Genomic DNA, 470 nt, shown 5'->3' with positions numbered 1-470 from the left:
GAAACTTCAGGCAGTACGGCAGGAACTGGGACAGCGTCGGGATGTACAACACCGGCCCGAACCCGAAGCTGATCAAAAAGCGTCGTGAATATGCGGCCATTATCAAAAGTATTTACCGCGTGCTTATTGCACGGGATGAGGTTTATACCGCAATGGCGCAGCGGAATAAAAAAGCGCCCGCGCCGGAAACGTTTCTGGCTGCGGACGTGATGCCTGACAAAAAATAACCCCGGCGTGCCGGAGTTATTTTCATGATTTGAGTTTTGCGAACTCCTCCGCCATTTTCCACAGCGCCTGATTCAGCTTTATATCGCCGTCGATGCCGGTTACCGTACGGGTGGTGGTTCTTTTTCCCTTCGCCGTTCTGCCGGCCCCCCCCCCTTAATCAGGTTATCCTGCACGATATTAAACGCGGTCCACAGGTCGGTGCCTTTGTCATACCAGGCACGCGGCTGAATAATACGCTCAGC

Annotated in this window: 2 pseudogenes; one reads left to right on the top strand and one right to left on the bottom strand. The window is 53.6% G+C overall.

The window, feature by feature from the left end:
- Window positions 1-227: pseudogene (locus HFD97_RS22025) on the top strand (lytic transglycosylase domain-containing protein); the annotation flags it as partial.
- Window positions 228-249: 22 nt separating this feature from the next.
- Here HFD97_RS22025 and HFD97_RS22440 read toward each other — a convergent pair.
- Window positions 250-470, bottom strand: a pseudogene (locus HFD97_RS22440) (hypothetical protein); the annotation flags it as partial.

Source organism: Pantoea sp. EKM103V, from assembly GCF_011800365.1.
Lineage (GTDB): Bacteria > Pseudomonadota > Gammaproteobacteria > Enterobacterales > Enterobacteriaceae > Pantoea > Pantoea anthophila.
Note: the sequence above shows the minus strand (reverse complement) of the source record. Positions and strands in the feature narration are given on the sequence as shown.